Origin of the sequence: Rothia aerolata, assembly GCF_014635585.1 — a bacterium.
In the GTDB taxonomy this organism is placed as follows: Bacteria; Actinomycetota; Actinomycetes; order Actinomycetales; family Micrococcaceae; genus Rothia; species Rothia aerolata.
Map to the genome: position 1 here is coordinate 1,094,620 of NZ_BMDC01000001.1, position 21,934 is coordinate 1,116,553.

At 58.0% G+C, this 21,934-nt stretch carries 20 protein-coding genes; 9 read left to right on the forward strand and 11 right to left on the reverse strand.

Annotated features, from left to right (window positions below):
• Positions 1 to 59 precede the first annotated feature (59 nt).
• The 3 genes from menD to IEV00_RS04915 all read right to left on the reverse strand — a co-directional run bounded on the left by menD (position 60) and on the right by IEV00_RS04915 (position 3,421).
• On the reverse strand, positions 60 to 1,736 hold the full coding sequence (menD, locus tag IEV00_RS04905) for a 2-succinyl-5-enolpyruvyl-6-hydroxy-3-cyclohexene-1-carboxylic-acid synthase (RefSeq protein ID WP_229723061.1): 1,677 nt from the start codon (positions 1,734 to 1,736) through the stop codon (positions 60 to 62).
• Between the two features lie 42 nt (positions 1,737 to 1,778).
• Positions 1,779 to 1,934 carry a hypothetical protein gene (locus tag IEV00_RS04910; RefSeq protein WP_188359163.1) on the reverse strand — a complete coding sequence of 52 codons (156 nt, stop codon included), beginning with the start codon at positions 1,932 to 1,934 and terminating at the stop codon, positions 1,779 to 1,781.
• Between the two features lie 464 nt (positions 1,935 to 2,398).
• Positions 2,399 to 3,421 (reverse strand): o-succinylbenzoate synthase, encoded by a 1,023-nt coding sequence (locus IEV00_RS04915; protein WP_229723062.1) that lies wholly within the window; start codon positions 3,419 to 3,421, stop codon positions 2,399 to 2,401.
• A 162-nt stretch (positions 3,422 to 3,583) separates the two neighbouring features.
• On the opposite strand from IEV00_RS04915, the gene IEV00_RS04920 reads away from it, so the two are divergent.
• The gene (locus tag IEV00_RS04920; protein WP_188359164.1) at positions 3,584 to 4,612 is read left to right on the forward strand and encodes a phosphatase PAP2 family protein; all 1,029 of its coding nucleotides are present in this window, start codon (positions 3,584 to 3,586) and stop codon (positions 4,610 to 4,612) included.
• Positions 4,613 to 4,679: 67 nt separating this feature from the next.
• Here the strand turns inward: IEV00_RS04920 and IEV00_RS04925 are convergent, their stop codons facing one another.
• Positions 4,680 to 5,594 (reverse strand): MBL fold metallo-hydrolase, encoded by a 915-nt coding sequence (locus IEV00_RS04925; RefSeq protein WP_188359165.1) that lies wholly within the window; start codon positions 5,592 to 5,594, stop codon positions 4,680 to 4,682.
• Positions 5,595 to 5,722: 128 nt separating this feature from the next.
• On the opposite strand from IEV00_RS04925, the gene gluQRS reads away from it, so the two are divergent.
• The 4 genes from gluQRS (at position 5,723) to IEV00_RS04945 (ending at position 10,384) form a co-directional block, all read left to right on the forward strand.
• The gene (gene gluQRS / locus IEV00_RS04930; RefSeq protein ID WP_188359166.1) at positions 5,723 to 6,712 is read left to right on the forward strand and encodes a tRNA glutamyl-Q(34) synthetase GluQRS; all 990 of its coding nucleotides are present in this window, start codon (positions 5,723 to 5,725) and stop codon (positions 6,710 to 6,712) included.
• Positions 6,705 to 7,721: an EamA family transporter gene (locus IEV00_RS04935; RefSeq protein ID WP_188359167.1), complete on the forward strand. Its 1,017-nt coding sequence runs from the start codon at positions 6,705 to 6,707 to the stop codon at positions 7,719 to 7,721. Before gluQRS ends, IEV00_RS04935 begins: the two co-directional genes overlap by 8 nt.
• Positions 7,722 to 7,843: 122 nt before the next feature.
• The gene (putP, locus tag IEV00_RS04940; protein WP_188359168.1) at positions 7,844 to 9,331 is read left to right on the forward strand and encodes a sodium/proline symporter PutP; all 1,488 of its coding nucleotides are present in this window, start codon (positions 7,844 to 7,846) and stop codon (positions 9,329 to 9,331) included.
• A gap of 99 nt (positions 9,332 to 9,430) precedes the next feature.
• Positions 9,431 to 10,384 (forward strand): 1,4-dihydroxy-2-naphthoyl-CoA synthase, encoded by a 954-nt coding sequence (locus IEV00_RS04945; RefSeq protein ID WP_188359169.1) that lies wholly within the window; start codon positions 9,431 to 9,433, stop codon positions 10,382 to 10,384.
• Positions 10,385 to 10,620: 236 nt separating this feature from the next.
• Here IEV00_RS04945 and IEV00_RS04950 read toward each other — a convergent pair whose 3' ends face one another.
• Positions 10,621 to 11,412 (reverse strand): alpha/beta hydrolase, encoded by a 792-nt coding sequence (locus IEV00_RS04950; protein ID WP_229723063.1) that lies wholly within the window; start codon positions 11,410 to 11,412, stop codon positions 10,621 to 10,623.
• Positions 11,413 to 11,496: 84 nt separating this feature from the next.
• Positions 11,497 to 12,486 (reverse strand): Fic family protein, encoded by a 990-nt coding sequence (locus tag IEV00_RS04955; protein WP_229723064.1) that lies wholly within the window; start codon positions 12,484 to 12,486, stop codon positions 11,497 to 11,499.
• A 1,120-nt stretch (positions 12,487 to 13,606) separates the two neighbouring features.
• Between IEV00_RS04955 and IEV00_RS04960 the strand changes: the two genes are divergently transcribed.
• The 3 genes from IEV00_RS04960 to IEV00_RS04970 all read left to right on the forward strand — a co-directional run bounded on the left by IEV00_RS04960 (position 13,607) and on the right by IEV00_RS04970 (position 16,808).
• Positions 13,607 to 14,395 (forward strand): hypothetical protein, encoded by a 789-nt coding sequence (locus IEV00_RS04960; protein WP_188359171.1) that lies wholly within the window; start codon positions 13,607 to 13,609, stop codon positions 14,393 to 14,395.
• Positions 14,396 to 14,537: 142 nt separating this feature from the next.
• A complete protein-coding gene (locus IEV00_RS04965; RefSeq protein ID WP_188359172.1) occupies positions 14,538 to 15,767 on the forward strand; it encodes an AMP-binding protein in 1,230 nt (409 codons plus the stop codon).
• Positions 15,768 to 15,890: 123 nt separating this feature from the next.
• A complete protein-coding gene (locus IEV00_RS04970) occupies positions 15,891 to 16,808 on the forward strand; it encodes a 1,4-dihydroxy-2-naphthoate polyprenyltransferase (RefSeq protein ID WP_188359173.1) in 918 nt (305 codons plus the stop codon).
• Between the two features lie 91 nt (positions 16,809 to 16,899).
• Here the strand turns inward: IEV00_RS04970 and IEV00_RS04975 are convergent, their stop codons facing one another.
• Positions 16,900 to 17,187, reverse strand: a complete 288-nt coding sequence (locus IEV00_RS04975) for a DUF4229 domain-containing protein (protein ID WP_188359174.1) — start codon at positions 17,185 to 17,187, stop codon at positions 16,900 to 16,902.
• Between the two features lie 55 nt (positions 17,188 to 17,242).
• On the opposite strand from IEV00_RS04975, the gene IEV00_RS04980 reads away from it, so the two are divergent.
• The gene (locus IEV00_RS04980) at positions 17,243 to 17,734 is read left to right on the forward strand and encodes a PLD nuclease N-terminal domain-containing protein (protein ID WP_188359175.1); all 492 of its coding nucleotides are present in this window, start codon (positions 17,243 to 17,245) and stop codon (positions 17,732 to 17,734) included.
• A 56-nt stretch (positions 17,735 to 17,790) separates the two neighbouring features.
• Here the strand turns inward: IEV00_RS04980 and ccsB are convergent, their stop codons facing one another.
• The 4 genes from ccsB to IEV00_RS05000 are packed head-to-tail and all read right to left on the reverse strand — an operon-like array spanning position 17,791 to position 21,932.
• Positions 17,791 to 18,897 carry a c-type cytochrome biogenesis protein CcsB gene (gene ccsB / locus IEV00_RS04985; RefSeq protein WP_229723065.1) on the reverse strand — a complete coding sequence of 369 codons (1,107 nt, stop codon included), beginning with the start codon at positions 18,895 to 18,897 and terminating at the stop codon, positions 17,791 to 17,793.
• A gap of 51 nt (positions 18,898 to 18,948) precedes the next feature.
• Positions 18,949 to 20,550: a cytochrome c biogenesis protein ResB gene (gene resB / locus IEV00_RS04990; RefSeq protein ID WP_188359176.1), complete on the reverse strand. Its 1,602-nt coding sequence runs from the start codon at positions 20,548 to 20,550 to the stop codon at positions 18,949 to 18,951.
• 12 nt (positions 20,551 to 20,562) lie between these two features.
• Positions 20,563 to 21,306 (reverse strand): cytochrome c biogenesis CcdA family protein, encoded by a 744-nt coding sequence (locus tag IEV00_RS04995; protein WP_188359177.1) that lies wholly within the window; start codon positions 21,304 to 21,306, stop codon positions 20,563 to 20,565.
• Positions 21,306 to 21,932, reverse strand: coding sequence for a TlpA family protein disulfide reductase (locus IEV00_RS05000; RefSeq protein WP_188359178.1), 627 nt, complete (start codon positions 21,930 to 21,932; stop codon positions 21,306 to 21,308). Before IEV00_RS05000 ends, IEV00_RS04995 begins: the two co-directional genes overlap by 1 nt.
• Positions 21,933 to 21,934: the final 2 nt, after the last annotated feature.

A 21,934-nucleotide genomic window follows, 5' to 3' on the forward strand; every position in this document is an offset into this window, starting at 1 on the left:
ATTACATATCTTGCGTTTAATATGCTAATTAAAGCGGAGAGATCTGTCGAGGTGTATTCTTAGCCAACCGCGGGCTCAACCCGCACCACCCGAACACTAAACCCATTGTCAGTCCCGAAAGAAGCTGCAAGGTTTTCCAGATCCACAGTGTGGGGGGTGGTGAAAAAACGATTGACGGTCGCCGCGAAATCGGGGTGGGCGCCCAGCTCCCCGTGTTCCAGGGTGGCAAAGATTCCACCGCCGCGGTCATCCAGCACATCCACCTGAACCCGGGGCTTTTCTTCGAGCGGGCCAATGTTCATCGACATGGCATCGTGGATAAAGGTGAGGTCGCCGCAGAGCACCCGCACCGGCAGGGGCTCTCCCCTGGCGCCGTCCACGCCCGCCAAGGAAATACCGGCCGCCACCGCCAGAGTGCCGTCAATTCCGGCGAGACCGCGCGAGGCCAGCACCTCGGGCGCCCGCTGCCCACTCGGTGCAATCGCATCGAGGTCGCGAATCAGGTTGGAGGAGCCCGAAAGTAAAATCTCGCCCTGTTCCAGGGCAGATTCCCAGGCCTCTAAGGCCAGCGACATACCGGCGGCCCGGCCAAGACTCTCACCGTCTGACCGGAATCTCTCCACCTGCTCCATCAGCTGAGCCCGCCGTTGCGCCCCGGCTACCTGCCAGGAGTTCAGCCAGGCCTCGCTACCGCGACCGGCAAATTCCGCCAGCTCGCCCAGTGAGGAAAAGGCGCGCTCGCGGCGTCGTCCCTCCTCAAACCAGCTGGGCTGAACCGGGGCGAAAATCGCAGATTCCTTGGACTCATCCGCCAGCAGCGAGGCAATCGGGCGTGAGAGGGTGGGGTGGCCGAAGAGAACCACTCGGTCAATACGGTCGCCCAGCTCACCGGCAAGCACCTCGCGGTAGGCCTCAATAGCAACCTCAGAAAAGCGCGCCCCCGAGGAGGGCTCAGCCAACAGGGGCAGGTTCAGGGTCTGCGCAAATTTCTGGGCAACTTCTCCTGCGCCGTCACCGGCGACCACCACGGTTTTGCGCTCGGGCAGATTACTTGGAACTTGCCCCTCACCAGCCAGATCAGGGTGGGCCAGGCTGGGTGCCTGGGCACCGCGCAGACTCTGCGCCCACTGCTTCAACAGCGGGGCAGCTGAAAAATCAGGGGTCAGCGGAGTGTCAAAAGCGAGGTTGAGGTGCACCGGCCCGCGCGCTTGTAAGGACGCCTCCGACCAGTCTTGTTCGCTCCGGCCAGCAACCAGAGAGATAGCCCGACTCAACAACCGAGTCTGTTCTCCCGGAGTCTCTTCGGGGTAGCTGGTGAGGTCTACTTCTGCCCGCACAAAATTGCTGAACATGCCCGCCTGGCGGGTGGTCTGGTTAGAGCCGGTTCCGCGCAGGCGCTCGGGGCGGTCTGCGGTCAGGAGCACCAGGGGAAGCCCCGAGTGATAGGCCTCCATGACGGCGGGGAGCAACTCGCCCACAGCAGTTCCGCTGGTGGTCACAATACCCACCGGCTCCAGGGTCTTTTTCGCCAAACCCAGCGCGGTAAAGCCCGCGCTGCGCTCGTCAATCCGCACATGGGTTTTTACCACCTTCTCCTGATCCAGAGCCGCCAGCGCATAGGTCAGCGGGGCAGAGCGGGAGCCGGGCGAAACCACCAGGTGGCGCATACCGGCGCGCACCAGGGAGTCGAGCACAGAGAGGGCGGAAAACATTGAGGCGGGAACTGGAGAAGTCATCACAGCTATTTTATTACCCCACCGGCTAGCGCCCTGACCAAATTAGCGAGAAGTTACCGCCGAGTAATCAAAGAACAGATCCCAACGCTCCTCTTCGGTGAGCTCGGGAGTCATAAAAATCTGCTTGAAACCCTGAACAGCCTTGCTGCTGATGGACTGAACAGTTGAGTTCTGGGAAGCTGACTGGAACAGGAACATGGGGTACCTCTCTGGCGCGCGTTGAGTGGGGAACCTCTTGCGTATCAGGAGATGGTGCAGAGGATTCATCCGGAGCCTTTCTGCACAACTTATTTTCAGCAGAAAGTTTTATTCGTGAAATCAAGATTACACTCCGGCACTTTTGGGGACAAGTGCCCACAGGTATGTCGCGCCTTGCTTCTGAGATTGACTGTATTTATTACGGAAGTCGGGAAAGCTCTTCCGTTCCTTACAGAAACCATCGTGGCTGGTCAGCCTTACCGAGACGGAGAATCCGGCTAAATAGAAGATGAAGAAAAACCAAATAAAGAAACTTTGCTACCGCCAGTCAGCCCAAGCGCGCGGGTCAACTGGCATCGGGATGAAGCGACACGGGTGCGAGCTTGCGAGTACTCAGGAGTGAGCGGAATCGCGGAGCGTGCGTTTAAGGGAGGTTGACCAGCGCGCTCGGGCTGGCTAGTGGGCTACTTGAGTTGCTCATAGGCTTTCTTGATTCTTTCCCTCCACCAGTGCAGGCGCTCTGCGCTGACCGCCAGGTTCTCTAGAAGCACCGAATCAGGCGTGACGTCCCGCAGCGGCAGGTAGCCGTTTTCAGCCACCAGAGAGTCCTGTACCGTATCGGCCTTCATCAGTGAAACAGTTCCCAGCCCGCAGCCAAAGGGTAGCTCCGGCAGGGACGCCGCCAGGGCAGCACCGGTTCTAATCCCCACCGACGATTCCAGGGCAGAGGAGACCACAGCGGGTAGCCCCGATTTTTCAACGATTGCCAGGGCCCGCCGCACTCCTCCCAGCGGTGCAGCTTTGACGATGAGCACATCGGCGGCCCCCAGTTCAGCCACCCGTAGCGGGTCTTCAGCCTTGCGCACCGACTCGTCGGCGGCAATCGGGGTCGAAATACCGCGCTGTCGCAGGGCCTCCCGTAGTCGGGCCAGCCCCTCAACCGAGGCCACGGGCTGCTCGGCGTAGAGCAGGTCAAACTCTTCCAGCCGAGTGAGGGCTTCGAGGGCCTGCTCGTGGTTCCAGCCCTGGTTGGCGTCAATCTTCAGTCGAGCATCGGGGGCCGCCGCCGCAACGGCGGCGACCCGGGCGACGTCGTCCTCAAGAGTCTGCCCCGCCTCCGCCACCTTAATCTTGACCTCGCGGATCTCCCCGCGGTAGTTGCTCAGCACCTGTTCCACCTGCTCGGGCGCTACCGCCGGAACCGTGGCATTGAGCGCAATAGAATCTCGCAGGGGCTCAGGGTAGCCAAGCCAGGCGGCCTCCAGCGCACCTGCCAACCAGGCCGAAGCCTCAGCGGGGCCGTACTCTAAAAATGGGGCGAATTCGCCCCAGCCCGCAGGGCCCTGAATCAGAGCGGTTTCGCGAAAGGTCACCCCGCGGAATTTCACCCGCATGGGAAGAGACACCACACGCACATTTTCCAAGATTTCGCCCAGGTCAGGAAGTTCTTTACCCTCAAAAACAGCAGGAAGCTCAACCATAGTCATAAAAACAAATCTACTCCCGAGCCCCTGCCTGTGGTGAATTCCCCAGGTTCATCCACTGCAGACTCCCAGGAAACCCACAAGTGAACCTGGCACAATAGGGGAGAAAACAGTGTCAGCAAGCACTACCGCAGCGGAAAAGGAAAGGTAGTTCTCTCTAGTTCTATGAACAGAAACCTCGAGAATCAGCCTTACACATCGCACGAAGATACGCAGAAGACTCGTCTGCTTCCGGTATCTTCATCCGGTGCTACGCCACAGCCTGCCGTAGCGGCTCCCCCATTAGCGCAGCCCGGGCAGGAGGCTCCCCTCGCTGACCACCGGCGCAGAACCCGGCCCACCACCTGGGTTATTCTTCAGCACCTTCTGGCTCTGATTCTTCTGGGCGGACTCTTCGTTCTCTCCCTGTATTTCTTCACCCAGACCGCCATTGGCCAGCAGCTCGATGAAGACTCCTTCAACGAGTTCTCCTACCAGTTCTTACGCATTCAGACCCAGACCACCAGCCTGCTCAACCTTATTCCAGCCACCGCCGGAATTCTTGCCCTGGTGGGTCTGCTCTTTGTTCTCATCTGGAAGCACCGCTTTGTTCCGGCTGTGATTGGCCTACTGGTGGCCCTCTGCGCCAACGGTTCAACCCAGCTCATTAAGCACTTTCTTCTCACTAAACCTGACTACGGGGTGCAAGAGGCCCTGATGAATTCGGCCCCCTCGGGCCACACCGCCTTCGCGGCGGGAGCAGGAGCTGCCCTCTTCTTGGCCTCACCCAAGAAACTCCGTCCCACCGTCGCCGTGCTGGGCGCCCTCTTTGCTCTGGCCGCCGGTTTTTCCACCATGGTCAACGCCTGGCACCGCCCCGTCGATGTTGTCTCAGCCATTCTGCTCACGACCTTCTGGACTGTGCTGGGGCTGGGTGTACTGCGCTTTATGCGCTCCGAAGAGCTCGATATGAGTAATACCCGCTATTCCGGGCTGATTCTGGTACCCCTGCTCTCGATTGCTGGTTTCTTCTTAGGCTTCTGCACCGTGGCGCTCTACGCAGTGACCTACTTTGACCCTATTCCCGGCGGGGCGCTGCTGGCGGCAACCTGCATGATTCTCTCCGTCACCGCCTTTACCACCTCACTTCAGATTGCCCTGCTGAGGCCACAAAACAAGGTGCGGTCTGCCTACACAAAAATCTGGACCTACTAAAGATCTGCTCTTAAAGAAACCAGCCCGGGTCAGTTATTTGACCCGGGCTGGCGGTTTTTATCTCTCTTTAGAGCTGCTTACCTAAGGTAATGGGGCCGGTCAAGCCGGTTGGCTCTTCCTGGAAGCGCATGTGCGAGGGACCCTTGCCCTCTTCTTCCTGCTTCTCCAACCACTTCAGTCGGTCAAGCAGAATGCGGGTGGAGCCACCCGAGTAGGGCAGCTTATACATGGCGGCTGTGGTAGGGCCAGCAGTGGTATTCAGGGCAGAAGCACGGATTCGGTCAATGGCATCCTGCATAGTTCCCGCCATCTTAGTGATAAAGGAACGTTCCACCGGAACTCCGTGGCCAGGAACAAACACCCGGTAGCGGTCAAGCCCAGCCAAATCGTGCAGGGTAGAGACCCACAGCTCGGGGTAGGAATCGTCAAAAGCGGGGTCGGAACCCTGCTCGAGCAAATCGCCGGTGAAGAGGACGTCGTCAACCCCCACCAACACGTCGGAGTCAGTGTGCGCCAGCCCCAGGTAGAAGAGGGTTACCGCGCGTTCGCCAAGTTCGACCCGGGTAAAGGAGGCCCGGGTGCCGTCGCCGGGCAGGTGCTTATTCGGCACCACCAGGTGGGTGTTAGGCCCTTCGGCGTGAGCCATCTCGGGCTCAAGAGTTTCCAGGTAGTTGCGCTGCAAATCACCGTATTTTTCAATAGCGCGAGCCGCCCGAGCATGAGCCCAAAAGTCTGTGGCTCCATCTGCTTCAAAGACTGCGTTGCCCATAAACCGATCAAAATGGGCATGGGTGGTCACCACCACCAGAGGAAGTTCGGTAATACGGCGAACCGCGCGCAGAATTTCGGCTCCCTGGCGGGGGCCAGCTCCGGTATCTACGACCATCGCCCGTTCTTTACCTACGATTAGGCCGGAGTTCAGACGATAGTTATCGGTGCTAATCAGATACACACCGTCTGAGATTTCATTAGTACGTGCCATATGTTAAAGGTACTCGACTAAATTGCAGAAAAGCATATATTTCACTCTCAGGGTGTGAGGTGCGGTTATTTTCACAGGGGCATCCTCCCAGGATTTACCCCGAATTTTCCAGGGGTTAGCATGGGAGGGTGACTACTTCTTCCTCCTCTTCACCCCGTGCCCGCACTGTCTCAGCCGAAGCTGAGACGGTGGGCCGCTACGCGCCGTCGCCCTCGGGAGACCTGCACCTGGGCAACCTGCGCACCGCCCTCTTTGCCTGGCTTTTTGCACGTTCAGCCGGCGGTGTGCTGAAGATGCGGGTGGAGGATTTAGACCGGGTACGCGAGGGCGCCGCCGAGTCTCAGCTGCGAGATCTGGCGGCTCTGGGCATCGATTGGGAGCCCGAGGTTCTCTATCAGAGCACCCGCACTGCCGCCTACGAAGAAGCCTTGAGCCAGCTTCAAGAGAAGAGCCTGGTCTATGAGTGCTTCTGCACACGTAGGGAGATTCAGGCGGCGTCCTCTGCTCCCCACGGTGCCCCCGGCGCCTACCCGGGTACCTGCCGCAACCTCACCGAGGAAGAACGCGCGGAAAAACGCACCCAGCGCAACCCCGCTCTGCGTTTGAAATCAGAGGTGGCTACCTATACCGTTCTTGACCGCTTTGCCGGCGAATACACCGCCGAGGTAGACGACTTTGTGCTCCGTCGCACCGACGGCGTCTTTGCCTATAACCTGGCGGTGGTGGTCGATGACCACTTTCAGGGAGTCACCCAGGTGGTGCGCGGCGATGACCTGCTCCCCTCGGCTCCCCGCCAGGCCTACCTGGCCAACCTGCTGGGCTGGGAGGCGCCCCGCTACGTGCACGTTCCGCTGGCGCTGAATAAGGACGGCGCCCGCCTGGCTAAGCGGGACGGCGCGGTGACCCTGGCGCAGCTGCTGGCGGCGGGCTTGAGCAGGGAAGATGTTGTGCGCATGATTTCTGCTTCTATACCGCTTGCTCCGGTGAAGACCAATGATGATTTCCACCTCCCCGAAAACGCCGCTGAAATGCTGACTGTATTCTCACCCGAGAATATTTCCCTAAATCCCTGGACCGTACTCGACCCGCTCATGGAAGGAACCTGCTGTATTGGCTAAATTCTCTGTTGCGACCATTGCCGATAAAGTACCCGCCCAGCACAGGGGAACCACCGCGCTACTGTTTGTCATACTGGGTTCTTTAGGAATCCAAACCTCCACGGCGGTGGTTTCTACCCTTTTCACAGAGTTTTCGCCTATCTCGATTGCGGGCTTGCGCATGGCAAGTGCGGCAGTCATCTTGCTTCTTTTAGTGCGGCCCCGCCCCTCCCGTCTGCTTAGAAGCGACTGGCCCCAGGTTGTACTCTACGGAGTGGTGGTTACGCTCATGACCATCGGCTATTTTGGCGCGGTCAAATACATTCCCCTGGGCATTGCTGTGACCATCGAGTTCCTTGGCGCCTTTGGTGTTTCTCTATTGGGCGTGCGCCGCTGGCGAGACGGTCTGCTCTCTATCGGTGCTCTGGTGGGTGTAATTCTCATTGCCGGGCCCACCTTCGAAAATTCCCACGCTATCGGCTACCTCTTCGGTGCCCTCAGTGCCCTGTGCATGGGCGGCTACACCCTGCTCTCTGCCCGCATGGGTCACGGCTCCCCCGCGGTAGAGGGACTCAAGGGACTCACCCTCTCCATCACCATCTCAGCCCTGTTGCTGGCACCCTTCTCTGTACCAGCTATCCCCCACCTGCACACTGATGCCTGGATTCGGGTTCTGTTGGCGGGCGCCTTTGGCGTGGCACTGGCATATTCCGCAGACGGCATAGCGGGCAGACTCACCTCGGCAGCGGTAATTGGCGTGCTCTTCAGCCTAGACCCGGTAATCGGCGCGCTGATTGGCACCGTTCTCCTCGGTGAGGTTCTGCCCCTGCCCGCTTACCTTGGCATTTTGCTCATCGCTGTTTCCGGAGCGGTTCTGGTCTGGCAGACCAACCGGTCGGGCCTCAAAATTCCCGTCCACACCGCTGTTCTCGATGCCATTGTCTCTACCAAGACCGGCCAGCTGCCCGCTATCAAGCCGCAGCAGCGGCGTCCTCATCATCCAAAGTCCGAAGAAAACCAGAAAAAGTAACCTGTATCATTTACTAAAACTAACCGTTTTCGCGCGAAATCTTTATGTTTCACAGCACAGAGTAAAGGTCATAGCGCTATTATTACGGCAGTCACATATTTTTTCTATTGGAATGAGGCTTCATGAACGCATCAGCATGGCAGCTCATAGCCCTGGCAATCTACCTTCTGGCAATGATTGCCATCGGCCTGTGGGCTAAGCGCCAGAATGAGAACCTTGAAGACTACGTGCTCGGTGGCCGCCGCTTATCCCCCACCACCGCAGCTCTCTCTGCGGGAGCATCGGATATGTCCGGCTGGCTGCTCATGGGTCTTCCCGGCGCTCTCTACATGGTGGGCCTAGCAGAAGCCTGGTTGGCCATCGGTCTCACCATCGGCGCCTGGGTCAACTGGAAAGTCGTTGCCCCTCGCCTTCGCGTTTACACCGAAGTATCGCGCAACTCAGTGACCGTTCCGGTTTTCTTCCACAACCGTCTGCGCGATAACACCCGCCTGTTGCGCATTCTCACCTCGGTCATTACCCTGATTTTCTTCACTTTCTACGCCTCCTCCGGCATGGTGGCTGGCGGCAAGTTCTTCCAGTCCTCCTTCGGTCTGGAATTCCACTGGGGCATGTTGCTGGTTGCCGGCGTGACCGTTCTCTACACTCTCTTCGGCGGATTCCTGGGTGCTTCCTACACCGATATGGTGCAGGGTCTGCTCATGCTGGCAGCGCTGATTGTTCTGCCCGTCATCGCTTTCTTCTATGTGGGCGGCCCCGTAGAGGCCTACAACACCATTGTTGAGATCAACCCCACCGCTATGTCCTTGTTTGCCGGAACAACTTTCGCGGGCATTATTTCCTCAGCAGCCTGGGGTCTGGGCTACTTCGGCCAGCCCCACATCATCACCCGCTTCATGGCGCTGCGCTCCCACAAAGATGCCACCACCGGCCGCCGCATCGGCATCGGCTGGATGGTTCTGACCGTTCTCGGTGCCTGCTCTGCCGGTCTCATCGGCGTGGCTTTCTTTGCCAAGAACCCCGATGCGGTGCTTACTGATAAGGACGCCGCCGAGACGGTCTTCCTCGACCTCTCGCAGACCCTGCTGCACCCGCTAATTTCCGGTTTCGTTCTGGCAGCGGTGCTGGCAGCGATTATGTCTACCCTCTCGTCTCAGCTCATTGTCTGCTCTTCAGCCCTGGCAGAAGACCTCTACGGCGTAATAACCGAAAAGAAGCTACAGGACTGGCACGGTCTCTGGCTCGGTCGCGCTGGCGTTTTGGTGGTCGCTATTATTGCCGCCCTCTTGGCCTGGAACCCCGACTCTTCGGTGCTTGACCTGGTGGGCTTCGCCTGGGCCGGTTTTGGTGCTGCTTTTGGCCCGCTGGTGCTGCTCTCCCTCTTCTGGCGCAAGCTCACCAACTGGGGCGCTATCGTGGGCTTGGTTGCCGCGACCATCACCGTCTTTGTCTGGGGTAACTCCGAGACCCTCTCGGGTATGCTCTACGAGATTATCCCCGGCTTTGTGGTGAACCTGGTTCTGGCTGTGCTGGTCTCCCTGGCAACCTACAAGCCCAATGCGGAGATTGACGCTGAATTCGATCAGATGCAGGCGACCCTGAAAGCCTAGGTTTTCGATTCTTCTCTGAAGATAAGGCTGTGGCCCTTGGAACAAGACTTCTCTTGCTCCAGGGGCCACAGCCATCTCTACCCAAGTACACTTAGAATCATGAGCATTGAACTCCCCGAAAAAGTTTCTGACATTTTTGACCCCAATTCCTGGCGCGTGGTCGAAGGATTCGAAGACTTCACCGACATCACTTACCACCGCCAGGTGGAACGCAATGAAGCCGGAGAAATTGTGCGCGATTTACCTACCGTGCGCATTGCCTTTGACCGCCCCGAGGTGCGCAACGCTTTCCGCCCCGGCACCGTCGATGAGCTCTATCGGGCCCTGGATCACGCCCGCATGACCTCCGATGTTGGAACCGTGCTACTGACCGGTAACGGCCCCTCCCCCAAGGACGGCGGCTGGGCCTTCTGCTCCGGAGGCGACCAGCGGATTCGCGGCCGCGACGGCTACCACTACGCCGACGGCGAGACCGCCGAAACCATTGACCCCGCCCGCGCGGGCCGCCTGCACATCCTCGAGGTGCAGCGCCTGATTCGCACCATGCCCAAGGTGGTTATTGCCTTGGTCTCGGGCTGGGCAGCCGGCGGAGGCCACTCCCTGCACGTGGTTGCGGATCTGACCATTGCCTCTGAAGAGTACGGCAAGTTCAAGCAGACCGATGCCACCGTGGGCTCCTTTGACGCCGGCTACGGTTCAGCTCTGCTGGCCCGGCAGGTGGGTCAGAAGTTTGCCCGCGAGATTTTCTTCCTGGCTAAGGAGTATGACGCTCAGCGGATGTACGAAATGGGCGCGGTCAATGACGTGGTTCCCCACGCTGAGCTAGAAAAGAAGGGGCTGGAGTACGCCGCCCATATTGCCCGCCAGTCGCCGCAGGCTATCCGCATGCTCAAGTTTGCTTTCAATCTGCCGGACGACGGCATGGTGGGTCAGCAGGTCTTTGCCGGTGAGGCTACCCGCATGGCCTATATGACGGACGAAGCGGTGGAGGGCCGCGATGCTTTCTTGCAGAAGCGCGACCCCAACTGGGAGGACTACCCCTACTACTTCTAGGGTAGGCTCTCGGTACACATAGGTTCCTGTTGGTGTACCTACGCCAGCCTGGCAAGAAGAAACCTATAACTTGCCGCCACCGAGCTTCCTCGAGTGGCCACTTTTGTACCGTTTTTCTGGGATTTTCGGTATAAAAATGGCCACTCGGCGATTATGGCAGGCCGTTAAGTCAGCCGCTGAGCCACTAGTTAGTTGCTGATGGTTCAACAAAAAAACTGGTGGATCAAAGCTTTGTTTCAAAGGTACGAGACAATGAAGGTGAGCACATCCTCAAATACCTCTGCCCGGTTAGTTTCGTTGAAGATTTCATGACGTGCGCCGGGATAAACCTTTTGCCGAGAATCAACCGGTTTGATCTTTTCCCACACCGGTTCGGTCACGGACGGCGGGCACAGCGGATCTTCTCCGCCGACAAGCCACATAGTTGGAGTTTCAAGCCTGCCACCAACCTTGATTAATTCCAACTCTGACTTGAGAGACTGAAGCATGGGGATTTTCCACTCACCCTGCCAAACCAGAGGGTCTGCTTTGTAGACTTCGCCCACCTCCGGGTCTCGACTGAGCGCCATACTATCAATGGGAGCGGTACGGGCGTCGTCGTTTTCAAGGAGAAAATCGAGCAGGGGTGAGCCTTCAAGAAGCGGGCCAGAGAGCACGGTAGCCGTTAGTTCAGTTCCGTAAAGCTGGGTGTATCGCGCAGCAATCATACCGCCCATAGAATGGCCAATGAGGAAGACCGGTAGTTGCGGATATTCTGAGGCTGCTCGCTGGTACAGCTTATGCAGGTCTTCCACCACAGATTCGAAATCAGCTACGTAGGCCCTCTCACCTTCAGATTTACCATGACCTTGATGGTCTTGAGCGTAGATAGCGCCACCGTGCTGGGTAATTTTTTCGAAGAGTTCCTCATAGCGACCAATATGTTCTCCGTAGCCATGAGCAAGCAAAACGAGGTAGCGGGGTGAAACTGGTGCTTCCATACGGGCGAACAGCTCGCCATGGGTACCTTGGTGAGTAAATGTAGTCATATCTACACAATAGACCTTCTTGTGACACATAACACTAAGATGAAATGGGGTGGTGAGAAGAAATAACGGCTCCTCACCGCATCATCACCTGTTGAAGTCTCGGCGTCCTGCCCTCTGCGCAAAAGCATCCAAAGCCGCTAAAACCGCAGGGCAGGACCACACCTTTTGCCCGCTAACCTTCTTCTCTATCCGCAACAGTCCAGACTGGGTCAAAGAATCGACAAGACGATAGGCGGTAGCCTTTGAGACCCCCGCATGCTGCTCCAACATACTTGCTGTGAAAGCTGGCTCAGAGCAGACAAATTGAGCCAGAAGTCGAACTGACTGAGTTACGCGAGACCGCGTTGCCAAGATCTCGCTCTCAACCCTTTCCAAATCAGCGGCAAGCAAGCGCGCGTTCTCAAGGGCCGCATCTACCGACTCAACAAAACACTCAAGAAGAGGGAGCAAATCCCCCTGACGATAGGCAGTTAACGCATCAATATAATGGGAAATATCGTGGAGAAGACCGCTTGAAATAGGCACAGTGACGTTATGGGTCACTCCGCGTGCCCGCAGAATTGAAGACACCAGAGCACGCCCCGTTCTACCGTTGCCATCGGTAAAAGGGTGAATCGTCTCAAACTGCGCGTGGGCAATAGCGGCCTGCAGAGTTGGGTCGATATCGCGCCGAGCTACAAAAGCTACCAAATCATCAATGAGCGCTGGAACCTGCTCCCAACTCGGGCCAACATAGTGGGCCGTTACCGGCGATTCCCCGCCAATCCATACCCATTCCTGTCGAAACTTCCCGGCGTCAGACTGAAACCCCTGGGTCAGCTCTCGATGCATGGTCAAAATTGCGGTGGCATCAAGTTTTTCAGCCAGGTCAATAGCGGCCCGCATAGCTGTCACATTTCGGGCTACCAGCTCCGCATTGCCACCTACCTCAGCACCCAGTGACGCTAAAGAAAGTTTACGAGCATTGACTGTTAGATTCTCAATCTGAGAGCTGGTAGCTGACTCTCCGCGGAGCAAAACCGCAGCGAAAGGAAAATGATACAGCTGCGAGAATTCCTGGTCAAATCGAGTCATCCGGGTGGTTGCTTCAGAAACCAACCGCATAATGTCAGTTGGTACAGAAATTTCCTGGGTGGAAATGCTGGGCGCAACAGCTGCTTTGAAGCTTCCCCGGTTTCTCAGCTGCGATCTATGTGACGCTAGCGGGTCACGGTGAACCCACTGATGCTCCGCATAGGTGAGCTTTGGCCAAGACGTACTCATAGGAAACCAACTTTTCTGAAGGGGCTTATTGAGAATAATATACCCCAATTTTCTCAATAAGAGCCTTATTGAGAAAATTGGGGCAGATTTTCTCATTTAGCTTTCGTGAGGCAGGGCCCGCTTCTGGGGTTATAGGCAGAAAAGTGTGTCCGCAACACCCCGCACCCCAACAAACACAAGACAACCAGCTCCACAGGCTAGGTCCAGCAGCTAACCTCAGCCCTCTACCGTCCAAAATGCCAGCACCTGCGCTATGGGAAACATGGGGCATTCCTGAATTTTGCGCTGAAACAGGCTCTCGATACACCTAAATTCCCTGTCGGTCAACCAAAGGCATTAGCGAGATCCCGCTTGTACTTTAGACGGCCTGGCAAGAAGAAGCTTGTACCTTACCACCACCAAGCTTTCCCGAGAGGCCACTTTTGTACCGTTTTTCTTCTATTTTCGGTATAAAAATGGCCACTCGGCGATTATGGCAGGCCGTGCGGTTAGCTCGTCTTCATTGAGTCGCCGCTTGCCTATTAATTGAAAGTCAGCCAGCATGCTAGAAACCACTCTTTTCTACAGAGTGGTCCCATAATCCAAAAGTTGCAGTTTTGGTTCTTATTCAGAGGTTTTAAGAACCAAAACTGCAACTTTTGGGGTTGGTTGTCTTCTACAGAGAGTTTCTTGAGGCAGCTAGATCAGCCGCTGAGACACCAGTTTTTCGCCGAACCACCAGTTAGTTGCTGGTGGTTTGACAAGGGGAAAATTGTTAGACTGAGGGGCATCTCCCAATGTAGTGAGGTGTCCCATGAAAATCAGAAAGTCATTGTTCTCTGCAGGGATTTGCCTGTTATTTTCACTCACCGCCTGCAGTAGCAATCAAGTAGAAAGTTCCGGAACAGACTCCCCGCAGCCCAGCACCGTGGTAGCTAGCGAGTCACCGGAAGTGACCGTCTCAGAAGAAACCAGCCCGGCGCAAACCAGCCCCGAGCAACCTAGCCCGGCGGCGTCGTCCCCGGTCCAAACAGCTCCGACCACAAGCGCTTCCAGTGAAGAAAGTGCAGCCGAGGTTGCGGCTCCGGGAACCAAGTGCGGTAGCACCGAGGGCTCAAACACCGTTTTCGTTTTTGGTGGCCCTGTTTCTTGCGATACAGCGCTTGGGGTCATGAACGAATTTGAGCCGCTGATGACCGGCCACGTGGGTGGCCTATCAGGCGCCACAGAGCTGATTCAAAATACCTACACCTGCCAGGAGTCTAGCCAGCAAAGCCGGGATACCGGCACCTACGCTGTGTGCAAGGGTGAGCAGGGTGAACACTTTGAATTGCGCACCGGCATGGATGTTTTGCCTGGCCCGGTAGCTAACACCGAAGAGTACTTCACAGCAGAAGGAGGAACCGCTTTCTCCTACGCGTTCAATATTGCCGGCGGAAGTAGCGTTTTTGCCTGCTCCGTCAACGGCGGAGCACTGGTGGAGTGCGAAACCCTCCAGCGCGGCCACGAATACGGCCCCACCTGGAAGGTAAGCATGGACGCCGAGTCAGCAGCAGTGCCCTCGGAGGGGTTCAGAAACGACCCCACCCTGGCTATGCTCTACGCCAAGCCCCTGGATGTTGGCACCACCATCAATTTCCAAGCGGTCTCCTGCCAACCTGAAACCACCGATTCGATTCGCTGTATCAACCCCAACGGAAACGGATTTGTGATTTCGCCGGACGGCGTAAGCCCGGTCTAGCCCGAAGGGTAGACTGAAACACCAGAAAGGCGCCGAGCCACCAGCACGTTACTGGTGGCTCGGCGCCTAACGTGTAGTTCGGCATCTGGTTCCAGCAGCGTTGCCGCTTGCTACCTCACCCCAGCGCTAAAATAGAGAAGCTATGGATTTCTCAGCTCTTTCCCCTGCCCAGGCCCCCACCCAGCTTGCTAGTACCACCGTGATAGTCGGGGAAAAAATCGAGGCTAATCCGCAGGCCATGCTAGATAGTTTCAGCAGAGCTTTTGAAAGAGCCAGCCACCCCGCACACACGGGCTCCGCGCCGCAAGATGAGGCGGCGCTCGTCGTCACTACCTCAGGCTCCACGGGCAAACCCAAGCAGACAGTACTCAGTGCAGAGGCACTCAGGTCATCAGGGGAGGCCACCGCAGATTTCACCGACTCCCACGGTGCCCAGTGGCTACTAGCGCTGCCCCTGCATTATGTAGCCGGTGCCCAGGTTATCGCCAGATCAGCGCTGGCAGGAACAAGACCTGCGATCACAAACTCGGTCGCCCACCACCAGAGTTTTACCCCCGAAGATTTTCTCGAAACGGCCGCCAAACTTTCCTCCCCCAAAACTATGCTCTCCCTGGTGCCCACCCAGCTGCACCAGCTGCTCGAGGCGGCAGATAAACTGCCGGAAACAGTCTCGGTCCTGCAAAGTTTCACCGCGATTCTGCTCGGTGGTGCCCCTGCCAGCAAGGAGCTGCTCAGAACAGCTGAGGACCTCAAGATTAAAACCGTAACCACCTACGGCTCCGCCGAAACCGCCGGGGGCTGTGTCTACAACAGCCAGCCCCTGAACACCGTGGCGGTAAAAATCCAAGACCCCGACTCCCAGAGAATCGGTCGTATCTGGCTCGGTGGCACTCCCCTGGCGCAGGGCTACCTCAACGACAGCGAACGCACAGCCGCCAGCTTCTTCACCGACCCCGCCGGAACCCGCTGGTACCGCACCGATGACCGCGGGAGCTTCAGCGGCGGCGTCCTGACCGTTGAGGGCCGCGCCGACGACGTCCTCATTACCGGCGGCATCAAGGTCTCCGCCCGCAAAATCGTGGAGCGACTCGAGGAGCACCCCGCCGTCAAAGAAGCAATAGTCACCGGGGTGCCCCACCCGCGCTGGGGGCAGGCGGTGGCCGCCATGATCACGCTGAAGAAGGGGAGGACGGCGCCGCCGGCGGCAGAACTCGCCGAGCACGTTAGCCTCGCTCTGGGTAGGCCTGCCGCTCCCAAGGTGATTGAGCAGGTGGGTCAGCTGCCGGCGCTCTCTACGGGTAAGCCAGACCGGTTAGCAATTGCTGAGATTCTCGCGCGGAAGCTCAGAGAAAAAGAGGGCGGTCTCAACTGACAGCTGGCTGATAGCTCACAGTAGATACGGCATCTTGCGGGAAGAAGCGTGTGAGAGAATAGAGCATGGCTTGCGAGGATACCGCGAGCCTCCCCCGAATCATCAGAGAGAAAGAAGTTTCTTGTGGCAACACCTGCTCAGTGGATTGAAGGAGCACGCTTGCGCACCCTCCCCCTGGCAGTGGCGCCGATTATCGCCGGGTCTGCGGCTGCCTATGAGTTCGGGGACTTCCGCCCCGGCCGGGCTTTTCTGGCCTTTCTGGTGGCCTTCTTTCTGCAGGTGGGCGTGAACTACGCCAACGACTATTCAGACGGTATTAAAGGCACCGATGAGGTTCGGGTAGGCCCGCTGCGTTTGGTCGGCTCCGGGGTGGCCGAGCCCAAGCACGTCAAGATGGCCGCCTTTCTCTGCTTTGGTCTTGCCATGCTGGCAGGTCTTGCCCTGGTGTGGATTGCCAACCAGTGGTGGTTTCTCGCTATCGGCCTCTCGGCAGTTTTTGCGGCCTGGGGCTACACCGGCGGTAAGCACCCCTACGGCTATATGGGCTTGGGCGACCTCTTTGTTTTCATCTATTTTGGCCTGGTGGCCACCCTGGGCACCCTCTTTACCCAAACCAGCCACCTGACCCTGGCGGGCTGGGTCTTTGCCATCGCTATGGGCCTGATTTCCTGCGGTATGCTCATGGCAAATAATATCCGCGATATTCCCACCGACCGCGAGGTGGGTAAAAAGACCCTGGCGGTTCGCCTGGGTGATACCTGGTCTCGCCGGGCCTACGCACTTGAGATGATTATTTCCCTGGCGCTGGTTCTGCTTCTGGTACCGCACAATCCCTGGTACGTGCTGCTCTTTATTCTCATCGGCCCCGTAATGCACTCCTGCTTTGTGGTGCTCTCAGGCAACACCGGCCCGGCGCTGATTCCGGTGCTCAAGCAGGCGGGCTTTGTGGCCCTTGCCTTCAGCATTCTTGCCTTCATTGCGGTCTACCTGGGCCACCTCAACCTCTTTGTTGAGGAAGTCCAGCAGTTTACCGGCTACTAGGATTCCGCTGGGATTTTAGGGGCGGGCAACCTCCCTTAAACGCCAGCCCCGATGCCAGTTGCCCGCCCCTAAAATCCCAGCTTAAGCTCCCCTAAAAGTCCTCGCCACGCTCCCGCTTAGCGGCGTCCACGTAGGAATCTTCTGCCAGTCGGTTCTCTTCTTCTGCGGTGGTCTTGGTGCGGGGCTTGCGCTTGAACCAGCGGGCCATGTCAGCTCCGGCGGCGTCATGCAGGCGGGGGAAGCCCAGGTAGGAAACGGCAAAGGCGATGATAATCGCAAAGAGGCCAGAGAAGATAATGCCGATGTTGAAGTACCAGCAGATGGCAAAAACAACCACCATCAAACCAACGCGCAGAAGAGAGTATTTCAGAAAATTCACCCCACCAGTTTAGCGAATTTAGCTGAGTGCTTGCCGAGTGTGAAAAAATGGGCGCATGGCTAGAGCAATCTTAATTATCGGCGTGGGGGCCCTTCTGGTGGGTCTTATTATCTACGCCATCATCGACTGTATCCGCACCGACCACAGCAGGGTCAAGACCCTGCCCAAACCTGCCTGGATGCTCATTATCATCTTCTTTCCCGTGGTGGGTGCCCTGCTCTGGCTCTTTGCCGGTAAGTCCAGATACACGTCGTCCTTTGGCCCCGTAGCTCCGCGGCAGGCGCCCAAGGCCCCCGATGACGACGAGGACTACCTGCGCTATCTCAGCAACCGCTCCAAGCGGCAGGCACAGCAGCGCCGTCAGGAGGAAGAACGCGAGGCCGAGCTCAACCGCAGGCTAGACGAGGAGTTGCGGAAGAAGAAGGAGAAGGACGGCGGCCCGGCGGCCTCCGAGGGCGAGGGCAGCTCAGCGAGCGGTCAGGAAAACCCGAAGAACTCGGAAGACCCGGAGAACCCTGACGATTCCGCGGGGTCCCACAAGGCCTAATCCCGCATAAAAAATCGGCTCCACCCGCAAGCGGTGGAGCCGATTTTTCTTGGTTTTTACAGGCCCGAGTAGGAGTGCAGGCCCTGGAAGAAGACGTTGACCACGCCGAAGTTGAAGAGAATGCAGCAGTAACCAGCAATGGAGAGCCAGGCAGAGCGGGGGCCTGACCAGCCACGAGTGGCGCGGGCGTGCAGGTAGGCGGCGTAGACCACCCAGATCACGAAAGACCACACCTCTTTGGTGTCCCAGCCCCAGTAGCGGCCCCAGGCCTTCTCAGCCCAGATAGCACCGGCGATAATGGTGAAGGTCCACATCACGAAGGCCACGGCGTTGAGGCGGAAGGAGAAGTTCTCCAGCGCCTGAGACGAGGGCACCAGGCGCATGAAGTTCCACTTGGGGGTCTCGCCGGAGAGAATGGCCTTTTCACGCTTGGTCTGAAGCAGCTGCAGAATCGCCATAGCAAAGGTGATGGTGAAGATGCCCGAGGCCAGCACCGCAATGGAAACGTGAATCCAGATCCAGTAGGTCTGTAGCGCGGGCTTGAGGTGGCCCAGCGGGGTGGGGAAACCGATGGTTGCCGCACACATCATCAGCACGGCCAGGCCCGAAACCAGAACACCCACAAAGCGCACGTCGCGGAAAATCAGGGTAATCAGGTAGACGGCAGTGACGATCAGCGCGCCGGTGGTGCAGAACTCGTACATGTTGCCCCAGGGCACGCGGTGGGCGGCGATACCGCGGGAGAGCACGGCGGCCAGGTGGATCACAGCGCCGATGGCCAAGACAACCACAGCAACGCGGGCTGCAGGACGACGCTCGGTTGAGGTGCCCCAGCGCATGGAGGAATCAGCCACGTGGCCGGCCAGTTTGGCTTCAGCGGACTTCTTATAGCCCATACCGCGGGCGCCGGTGCCCTGTTCGGTGGATGAGACCCGAACCGAGTTGATGTTCTTGACCGAGGCGCGTGCCTTCGCCGGTGCCCCGGCACCTACCAGCTCTTTTTCAGGCTCCAGTTCAGCCTCGTTTTCTGCTTTGAGGGTGGCACGGGAATTAGCCGCAACGTCCCAGGCAAAAGCGAGAAAGGCTACCGTGTAGGTAATTGCTGCAAGATACATGAACAACTCGCTCCACTGGGCAAGAGTTGTATTAATCTCACTGGTCATAGGTTTCCTTAGGGGTGTGTCATCAACGATGAAATCTTAGGGGTCAGGCTTCTAGTCTTCACCAAATTCTAGTCCCCACCGGTCAGCAAAGATATCGGTGAGTTTGTCAGCTTCAAGAACGAGGCGGGGGTCTTCGCCACGGGCCAGCAGACCGTATTCAACTTCTATAGCCTTGGTACCGTCTATCTGGGTTTCCTGAGCGGTAACCCAGACTCGGCGCCGCGGCACAAAGAGAGAAATAATCAGACCGCCAAATACCAGCAGGGCCGAGACCAGAACCAAGCCCTGGCCGGGGTCATACTGCACATCGAGGCCCACGTAACGCTTGTAGCCTTCAAAGGTGATAGTACCCCTGTTACCTGGGAGTTCAGCCTGATTTGCCTCTTCGGTGAGCACAATACCGTTGCCCATGGCCATGGTATTGAGCGGGTTCAGGGTCGCGGTATCGAGCACGTAGACGTTCTGCGGGGTGCCGTCGTCCAGCCCCAAATCGCCGTAGTAAGACTGTAGAACCAGGGTGGGGTTCAGCGGGGCGGCGTCAATGGAAACGGGGGCCTTGGTGGCCGCGTAGTCGCCGGTGGGCAGGAACATGCCCACAAAGCCCAGCTGGTCGGGCGAGGAGTCGGGGATTTTCAGGACGATGCTGGAGGTGTAGTTGGGATCGCCGGTGGGCAGACCAACCACCGGGCCCTCGAAGGCTACGTTGCCCTCGCCGTCCTCTACCTTAATAATCGGCGCGTAGCCATTACCGGAGAGGTAGAGGTTACTGCCCTGCACTCGCACCGGCTCGTTGACCTTCAGGGTTTGTTTCTGGTCTTTGCCCTTGCTGTCGGTGAAGGTCAGATCAGCAGCGTAGGAAATATCATCGCCGTAGGAGGGCGAATCTTCCTGGCGGTCGTACTCCACGGTGAACTTATCCAGGGTTACCGAATAGGGTTCCAGCCAGTCGGGATTGTAGTTGGTGCCGGGAGTAAAGCTGTCGTAGCTAATGAGGGAGTTCACGTGGGTGTCGCCCTCCACCAGAATCTTCTGACCCTTGTAGCCGAAGAGGGCACCCACCGCCACACCGATCAGCACACCGATCATCGCGGTGTGGAAGAGGATGTTGCCGATTTCGCGCAGGTAGCCGCGCTCGGCAGCTACCGAGGTGAAACCGTGCTCGGTACGAATATCTACCCGGTAGCCGCGCTTCTTAAGAATCGCCCGGGCATCTTCCATTGCCTGCTGGGGGCTCAGACCCGATTCTTCGGTGGGGAAGGTCAGGGTGCGGTGCACCGGCAACCGATCAAGACGTTTGGGGGTGCGGGCGGGAGGCTTGCGCATGGACTCCCAGTGCTTCTTCGCGCGGGGAAGCACACAGCCAATCAGTGAGATGAAAAGCAGAAGATAGATGGCAGCAAACCAGAAGGAGCTGAACACATCGAAGAGCTGTAGCTTATCGGCAATGGGGCCCCAGGTGGGGTGAGTCTCGATGTAGTCAGTGACCCGAGTGGGGTCTTGAATACGCTGGGGGTAGACAGAGCCGGGCACAGCAGCCACCGCCAGCATCAGCAGCAAGAACATTGCCGTTGACATCTTGGTGAGCTGGGTCCACGCCCAACGGAGCATGCCCAGCGGCCCGAGAGCCGGTGCGTCCTTCTCAGTGTTAGCCATCTGGTGAGCCTCTTAGATTGGTAGTTCGTAGGTGGGAAGGGTTGCCTGGAACCAGGACATCATTTTCATCCAGATTCCCGATGCCATCATGGCACCAATCACAATCAGAACAATGCCGCCGATACGCTGCAGGAGCAGGTGGTGCTTGCGCACCCAGGAGAAAGTGGTAGCACCGCGGGCAATACCCAGGGCCACCAGCAGGAAGGGAATGCCCAGGCCGAGGCAGTAGGCGGTGGTGAGAATGATTGCCTTGTTCAGGTTGGATCCGTCAAGATAAACCAGGGTCTGCACCGCAGCAAAGGTGGGGCCAATACAGGGGGCCCAGCCCAGGCCGAAGGTCATGCCCAGAAAGGGAGCACCCCACAGGCCTGCAGGCGGGCATTTTTGAATCTTGCGGTCCCGCTGGAACCAGGAGAACCGGCCCATGAAAACCAGGCCCATCAGCATCACCAGCACGCCCAGAACCACCTGTACCCAGGACTGGCCCTTGAGCCAGGGAGCAGCACCAATCTGAGCCAGAATCACGCTCATCATCACAAAGATGAAAGAGAAGCCCAGCACAAAAAGACCGATGCCTGCCACGGTGCGGCGGGTGCGGTGCTGGCTGTCAGTACCGGAAAGACCGGTGACATAGCCCAGGTAACCGGGCACCAGGGGAAGAACACAGGGGGAGGCAAAAGAGACAAGTCCCGCCAGCGCTGCTACCGGAATCGAAAGCCACAGTGAACCGTCGTAGACGATTTCGCCAAAACTCATTATGCGGCGCTGACCTGCTCATCGAGAATGGTGCGCATAATCGACTCGTCGATTTCGCCCAAGACTCGAGCGGCTACCCTACCCTGGCTATCGAGAACCAGGGTGGTGGGAACAGCCTGGGCAGGAACGTATTTGGAAAGATCGTAAAGAATGCTTCCGTCTGTATCATCAAAGCTGTGGTAGTCGATACCGAACTTGCGCTCGAAGGCGGCGGCAGTGCCCTCCTCATCACGCAGGTTAGCGCCGTAGAACTCTACCTGATCGCCGAATTCCTCATGCAGAGCCTTCAGGTGGGGAGCCTCAACCCGGCAGGGGGCACAGCCGGCGTACCAGAAATTCAAGAGCACGGGCTTACCCCGCAGTTGCTCAGAGCTGGTCTCAGAACCGTCGTAGTTCTTGGCGGTGAAGACCACCGGCTCAGAGCGCTCGTCCTCCGCGTACTCGGTCACCGACCCATCGCCTGCGATGTAGCCCTTTTCATCGCCAGCATCTGCCTGTGCCGCCAGATCATCGTTCTCAGAAGAACAGCCCACCAGGGCGAAAGCTGCGGCAACCCCGGCCAAAGAAAGTACCTGCTTGCGCGAAAACTTGGAGCTGTTGGCCTCGAAGCTCTGGGAAGTAGACATAG